This window comes from Lysobacter sp. CA196 (assembly GCF_052078695.1).
In the GTDB taxonomy this organism is placed as follows: domain Bacteria; phylum Pseudomonadota; class Gammaproteobacteria; order Xanthomonadales; family Xanthomonadaceae; genus Lysobacter.
This window is the reverse complement of sequence record NZ_JBQJIN010000044.1, coordinates 25332-32214: the sequence shown is the minus strand read 5'-3', so window position 1 is coordinate 32214 and position 6883 is coordinate 25332. Positions and strand designations below refer to the sequence as shown.

At 58.4% G+C, this 6883-nt stretch carries 3 protein-coding genes; all 3 read left to right on the top strand.

Translation table 11 applies throughout. The annotated features are described in order from the left end of the window. Positions 1-2800: 2800 nt before the first annotated feature. The 3 genes from ACTOWK_RS22805 to ACTOWK_RS22795 all read left to right on the top strand — a co-directional run bounded on the left by ACTOWK_RS22805 (position 2801) and on the right by ACTOWK_RS22795 (position 6733). Positions 2801-4855 (top strand): galactose oxidase-like domain-containing protein, encoded by a 2055-nt coding sequence (locus ACTOWK_RS22805; protein ID WP_441332367.1) that lies wholly within the window; start codon positions 2801-2803, stop codon positions 4853-4855. A gap of 326 nt (positions 4856-5181) precedes the next feature. Next, on the top strand, positions 5182-6045 hold the full coding sequence (locus tag ACTOWK_RS22800; protein ID WP_441332369.1) for an EAL domain-containing response regulator: 864 nt from the start codon (positions 5182-5184) through the stop codon (positions 6043-6045). Between the two features lie 37 nt (positions 6046-6082). After that, entirely contained in the window at positions 6083-6733 is a 651-nt protein-coding gene (locus ACTOWK_RS22795) for an IS1595 family transposase (protein WP_441332366.1), read from the top strand. Positions 6734-6883: the final 150 nt, after the last annotated feature.

Here is a 6883-nt window from a genome sequence, read left to right as displayed (position 1 = left end):
CTTTGTGACTACAACGCCGAGATACCCCACGACAGCCTGGGCGGTTTAACGCCCAACGAGTTTCGGATCCAAAACGACCCGGCGACCTCTAGTTTTGTGTGGCACTGATTTATGGTGGGTCGACAGACCCACGATAGGTCACCAGCAGCCGAATTCGGATCAGTCGGAAACCAGGCAATCGCGAGGAACAGCGCATACATCGTTACTGGCCACGCGAGACCGAGGGCACAATTAAGCCGCAAGGACACAGAGTGATGGAAAGCGTTAAGCACCTAATCATTCCTTGAAGGTGTTGATGGCCGTCGCCCTGTCGTTCCAGGTTCGAGTCCTGGCGGACATGTTGATGGCAAAGAAGCGCGGTTGACAAGTTTGCAGCAAACCCAGTGCCCCGTGAGACGACAGAACTTCGACCCTGTGGTTATCAAACCAAATGATCGCGACGCAGCGCACTGCCGGCAGCGATCATGATTAGAACCAGAATCGACCGAACGCTTGGCTGCCACCATGTCGCGGTCAAAGGGGCTCTGCGGACACCTCATGTGAAGTTGCTACTGCAGTCAACTGAATCAGAATTTTCGGTTCCGACCTGACTGACGCTTCCGAACGTTTGAGGAGTGCTTCGCGTTCCCCGGGCGACGCCAATGGTCGGATCAAGTGGTTTGATGGTGCCTCGGCCTCAAAGGATCGAAAAACCGCCGCTTGTAAGTGACTGATTTTCAAGGGCGAGCAATGGTCGGCCGACCACAGGCTTGGAGTAGAGGCCCGGAGAGAGGCGAAAAAATCGCCAAACCGCCTGCCTGTGGATAACTCGCCGACCAATGGAAAACGCCAAAAGCCTCGGAAATAAGGCCTTTTTCGTCGCTGCGACGAGGCGTAGAAAAGGTTGAGGCTGGGAGTTTGGCGCGCCCACGGCAACTGGGGGCCTACTCTCTTGATCCCTTAATTTCCCCCTTTGGCCCTTCCTTTCCCCGGTTGCTTTCTGCGAGGCCGGACCGGCTTTCGTCGGCATGCGCTTCCGGTCAAGTGGCCTCACGCAGCCGCGTCCCCTGCGTTGTGTCACCTGGGTGCGTATGGGGCGGACGACCCCTCGGGTGGCCGGGCGGGCCAAGTTGGGCCGGACATTGACCGGTCGGTTTCCTAGCAAGCGCCGGCGCAGACAGCGGCGTTAAAGCGAATATTGAGCGAGACCGATCGCGACGCTGTGGCTGGGCCGGGGCCCAACTCGCAAGCAGACTGGCCACATGAACGCGCTCAGTGTGGGCAGTCATTAAAACGCCGGCCTCAACCTGGCGCTGCTCGCCCTTAGCTGTCGTCGAGAGCTGGCCTGACTGGGGACCAAGCCGAATGACGGCTTCGGGGCGCCCGATGGCCGGTCGCAGCCGTTGAGATCGGTCGGGGCAGAATCCGCTTATGGTCGTGACACGACCTCCATCACAGTTTCAATGGGGCCGATGGCGCCCTCGGAGGATCCACCATTGGAAGCCGGGCGACCCAAGCCCGGACGACGAGATCTGGTTTCTGCGCCTCGGCACGTACTAGGTCGCCAAGATCCTTGAGCTTGGCAGCGGACAGTGGCTTGTGACCGTCTACGCATGATGCGGCTGGGTCAGCGAAAGCACGCTGTCGCCGACTCGGAGGCACAGGCTCGGAGGTGCGACGGCCATGTCAGCAATAGACCGAAGCAGCCGGTGCCCACGTCGGGTTGTTCGATGCCAGTATTGTGGTGCGCTGCACTTGAGCATGGGTTGCCGAAGCGACGAACAGCATGCTGGCCGCCAAGCAATCGAGTGCTCCATCGCCGGATGTAACGCACGTTGCGAGCCAGATCCGAGTAGTGAGTGCCGACGAACGGGGGCCAGCTTGCCCGTTACGTTCATTCTCTCGTCCCCGATCTCCGTTGTCGCGCACACTTTGCTGGCCAATGAGTTGCGTAGCGGTGTGGGTGGCTACTATCGATCAAGCTGCCCTGCCTGCCGAGCGCGCGTTCAGCACAGCCTATGGCGGCAGTACGCATGGCTAGCCGGTGCCCGTGGAGGATGGCCTACAGCCATAGCGGCCCCAAGAATTGCCTCGGGCGAACAAGAAACGGGCACTAATTCTGTGCTAAGACATTTCCCTATATCGATGCAATTGCTTGACCGATAACATTTGAATGTTATCGATAATATTCAAATTTTCTCGCTGTTCAAAGCTGGGGCTATGGGGCAGGATCTCGAAGTACCGTGAAGCGGCGACGTTAGTGGGACGGGGCGCCGAAGTGTGTCCGGCGGCGATCAAAACATGCTTTCAATGATCGCCTAACAAATTTTGAGATTCGTAACGGGCACTTCGTTGAGTGCCTGGCCGGCTGGGAGTGGCCGACAAAAAAATATTTGAAATACCCAAATTCCGTGCGAGCACCACGGCGGAGTTCTAGAGGGGGCGCGGTGTTATACCAAGACGGTCGAAACGTCGACCTTTCAATGATCGCCTAACAAAAATTTGAAATTCGTAACGGGCACTTCGTTGAGTGTCTGGCCGGCTGGGCGTGACCGGCAAACAAAATATTTGAAATACCCAAATTTCGTGCGAGCACCGCGACGGAGTTCTAGTGGGTGCGGGGTGTTATACCAAGACAGTCGAAACGTCGACCTTTCAATGATCGCCTAACAAGAATTTGAGATTCGTAACGGGCACTTCGTTAAGTGCCTGGCCGGTCGAGTGTGGCCGACGAACAAAATATCTGAAATGCCCGAATTCCGAGTAAGCACCGCAGCGGAGTTCTAGAGGGAACGCGGTGTTGTATCTATGAGGTTAGAAGATGAAAGTAGTAAATGAAGTTGGCAGACGTTCTGTCTTGGCTTGCGCGATAGCTTTCTCGTTTATGGGGCTTCCGACAACTAGTATTGCGGCCAATGTACTGGCGGAAGATGGCCTGAACGGCTGGAAAGTCGAGGCTGTGACCAAGAGTTCGGACCTTTGTATCGATGTAAACGAACAGGGGCGAGCTGTCCAGAGTTACTGCACTGGCGTTGCTTCGCAGCGATTCCAGTTGTCAGAAAACGCGGACGGTACCTACAGCTTCCGCCAAGATCTTGACATGTATCAGTGTCTAGGCGTCAGCGCGGGTCGAACCGATAACTACGCTCCGATCACCAAGGCGAGTTGCGGCGCTGTACCTGCCCTGGCTCAGAAGTGGAATGTTGAGCGCCCTACCGTCGGCACCTACTTCCTCAAGGCAGCGCACAGCAACAAGTGCTTGGTGGTGGCCGGCGACTCCAAGGACGCAGGTGCGAGCCTGACCCAATACGACTGCCGGGGCGGCGCCAACGAGAAGTTTGGGTTCACCAAGTTTGTCGCTGGTGCTAATGACGCCGCGTACTCCGGTAAATGGTCCGCTCCGATCGATCTGCACATGGTGGCCTCGTCGGTCGCAGTGCTTCCCACTGGTGGGGTGATGTATTGGTCTGGTACCGGAACTCACTCGTTCCATGGCACTGGCACTGGCACCTACTACGGGTACTTCGATCCGAAGAGCAACCTGTCGACCCATCCGATGCACGTGGATTTCGGCCTCGAAGCGTTCTGTCCCGCGCTGGTGATGGGCGCCGACGGCCGGGTGATGATCGTTGGCGGCGGCGGCAAGCAAGCGAACCGCGATCGGGTGTTCAGCTATAACTACCAGACCAGCAACTGGAAGCAGGAGTCTTCGCTGACGATTCCGCGTTGGTACAACTCCGGTGTCGTGTTGGGCGGCGGTGAGATATTCACCATCGGCGGCGATGGCGATGGCAATCCGATCCATGCCAATATGGAAAAGATCGGCGAGTACTGGCTTCCTAATCAGGATACCAATACGCGGTGGACGCTGTTGACCGGCACGGGCGAACCTAATCCTAGCCCCGCCGGAAGCGGCGATTACGGCCAGGCTCGAGCGCAGTACTATCGCCGCTTGGCTTTGGCGCCGGACGGGCGGATTCTGGAATTCGGTCTCAGCCCGACGATGCGATGGCACACCATCGATGGCAACGGCACCACCACCGTTGCATCCTATCGCCCCGGCGACACTGCCCAAACCATCGACACCAACGCTCAGGGCGCGCCTTCGGCGCAGTTCTCACGCGATAAGATCCTGATGGCAGGCGGCGCCACTGCCTTCGGCGACGAAAATCCGGATAACGACACGCTGATGCAACAAGTCCCGGCGCGGAAGAAGAGCTTCATCATCGATCTGAACACGGGGCAGGCGCAACGGGCTGCGGACATGCACTATCCCCGCTACCAGGCCAACGCGGTCACCATGCCGGATGGGCAGGTATTCATGACGGGCGGGTCTCCTAAATCCTTCCTGTTCAACAACACCGGCGCCATCGTCGCCCCGGAAATGTACGACCCTGCGACGAACAGGTGGACCACGCTCGCACCGGCCGCGAGACCCCGCATTTACCACTCGGTGGCGGCCCTGCTTCCCGACGGTCGCGTGTGGATCGGCGGCGGCGGTCAGTGCGGAACCTGCACGGTGAACGAGAGCGCGGCCGAGATCTTCACGCCCCCTGCTCTGCTCAAGGGCAAGCCGCGTCCGGTCATTGCTGCCGCGCCGAAGGAGATTGGGTTCGGTCAGCGATTTACCGTTACCGCGTCCGTTCAGAACAGCCAGATCAAGCGGTTCACCATGGTCCGCATGTCCGCGACCACGCACTCTATCAATACCGATCAGCGTCTGCTTGAGCTCGGCTTTGCAGCGGGTGCGAATGGCGCCTATGAGCTGACCGCTCCTGGAAACGGAAACATCGCTCCTCCGGGCTATTACATGTTGTTCGCAATCAGCCAGGACGGCGTGTATTCGGTCTCGTCGATCGTAAAGATCGGCGCGTAATCGGCCGCGGATTACGGCTTGGCGTTTGAGCGATTTTGTTAGCCCTCCTCATCCAGTAATACATGGATTGGCGGGTGAGGAGGGATTTTTTGAACTTGGAGCAAGGCCTGGGCGGAGCGCCCGCGGGTTGCCGCCGGCGGGAATGGGGCGATGGATACTCCTCCGCCGAAGTCCGTTCCGGCCTTGAGTTCAACTTGTGACAGCAGGATGCCTGGGAGGCGCCGGTTCTGCCACCGCCCAAGCTTGAGGTGCTACCGACATGAGTAAAGGGATTACGACCGATTACCGCTGGATGCAGCATCGACGTGCCGATCTGCGACTTGAACATGCCGGGTACTGACGGAGTCTGGTCGTTCGACCGGGACGCGGAGTTCGCCGTTCGTCCGTCGGTGATTCTGATCAGCGGCGAGGATCCGCGAGTGATCGACCCGAGCCGCCAGTTCGCTGTAGCCAGAGGGCTGACCTTGCTCAGTACCCTGCACAAACCCATCGAGTCGGAGGGGCTACTGCACGCCCTTCGCAGGCACTGGGCGAAAACCGGTTCGGACTCGCAGCGCCCTTCCCGGTTGCCGTTCGATCCCGGCCGGATCCGGCAGGAACTGTGCGGAGAGGCTCTGCAATTAGCGTTTCAGCCTAAGGTGCACCTGCCTGACAGAACGTTGGCCGGGATCGAAGCGGTGTTGAGATGGCGCGATCCCGAATTGTGGTGCGTCCCGCCTCCTAGATCGTCGACGGCGCGAAACCTGAATGTCGGGATTTCGTTCAATATGTCGATGAGGAGTTTGAACAACACGGCGGTCGTTGATCGGATGGCGGATGTCGTTGCCGCGGGGTGCGATCGCTTCGATCGCTACATCGTGGAGGTCACCGAAACCCATCTGATGCGCGAGCCGGCCAAGGTGCTGGAGTCGCTGATCCAGGTACGGCTGCGCGGCTTCAGGATCGCCATCGACGATTGCGGTGTCGGCGCGGCGGCGATGCAGGTCCTGATGAAGCTGCCGAGCAACGAACTGAAGATCGACCTGAGTTTCGTCGCCGCCGCATCCGACAGCACGCAAGCCTACGAGTTGCTGGTGGTGGAGTTGGGGCTGAGGCTAGGGCAGGTTGTGGTAGCGGAGGGCGTGGAAACCCAGACTGAGGCCGAGCTGGTGGAAGCGCTCGGATGTCAGCAGGGCCAGGGATATTTTTAGGGGCTGTCTTAGATAAGCACTTCATCTAGGATGGCAAATGGCCATAACTCGTTGTCGGATAAGCAAAATTCAGCAGAACAAGCTGTTGGAGCTGTTCGTTGCCCAAGTCACCGCCCGAACCGCTGCCGATCTGATCGGAATCCATCGCAATTCCGCTGCGCTGTACTACCACAAGCTGCGTCAATGCTTGGCCACAAGAATGGCCGAGATCGAACCCGAGCTGGCCATATTCGAATGCGATGAGAGCTACTTTGGCGGCGTACGCAAAGGCAAGCGAGGGCGTGGTGCGGCTGGCAAGGTATGCGTGTTCGGCATCTTGAAGCGCGGCGGCCGGGTGTATGCATTACCGGTGGCTGATGCCAGCAGCAAGACACTGCTGACAGCCTTGAAAACAAGGGTAAAAGCAGATTCTGTGGTGTATACCGACAACTTGGCCAGCTACAACATCCTAGATGTGTCGGGCTTCAAGCATCACCGAGTGAATCACACCAAGACCTTCGTGGGTCGACGGGGCAACCACATCAACGGAATCGAGAATTTCTGGAACCAGTCCAAGCGTGTACTGCGCAAGTACAACGGCATACCGCGTAAGAATTTCTTCTTGTTCCTGAAGGAATGCGAGTTCCGATTCAACTACGGAACGCCAAGAGAACAGCTCTCTACCCTTCAAGCTTGGGTCGGTCTATAACGCTTATCTAGGACAGCCCCTATTTTTATGGGTCGCCGCTGGGTTTGGAGGCTCATCCGGCGCTACCACTAATGGTGCCGGTCCGGGTAAACGGCGGGCGATTCGGACGTCCCTTGGGGGGCGCGATCCGTCGGGCGATCCCCCATGGTG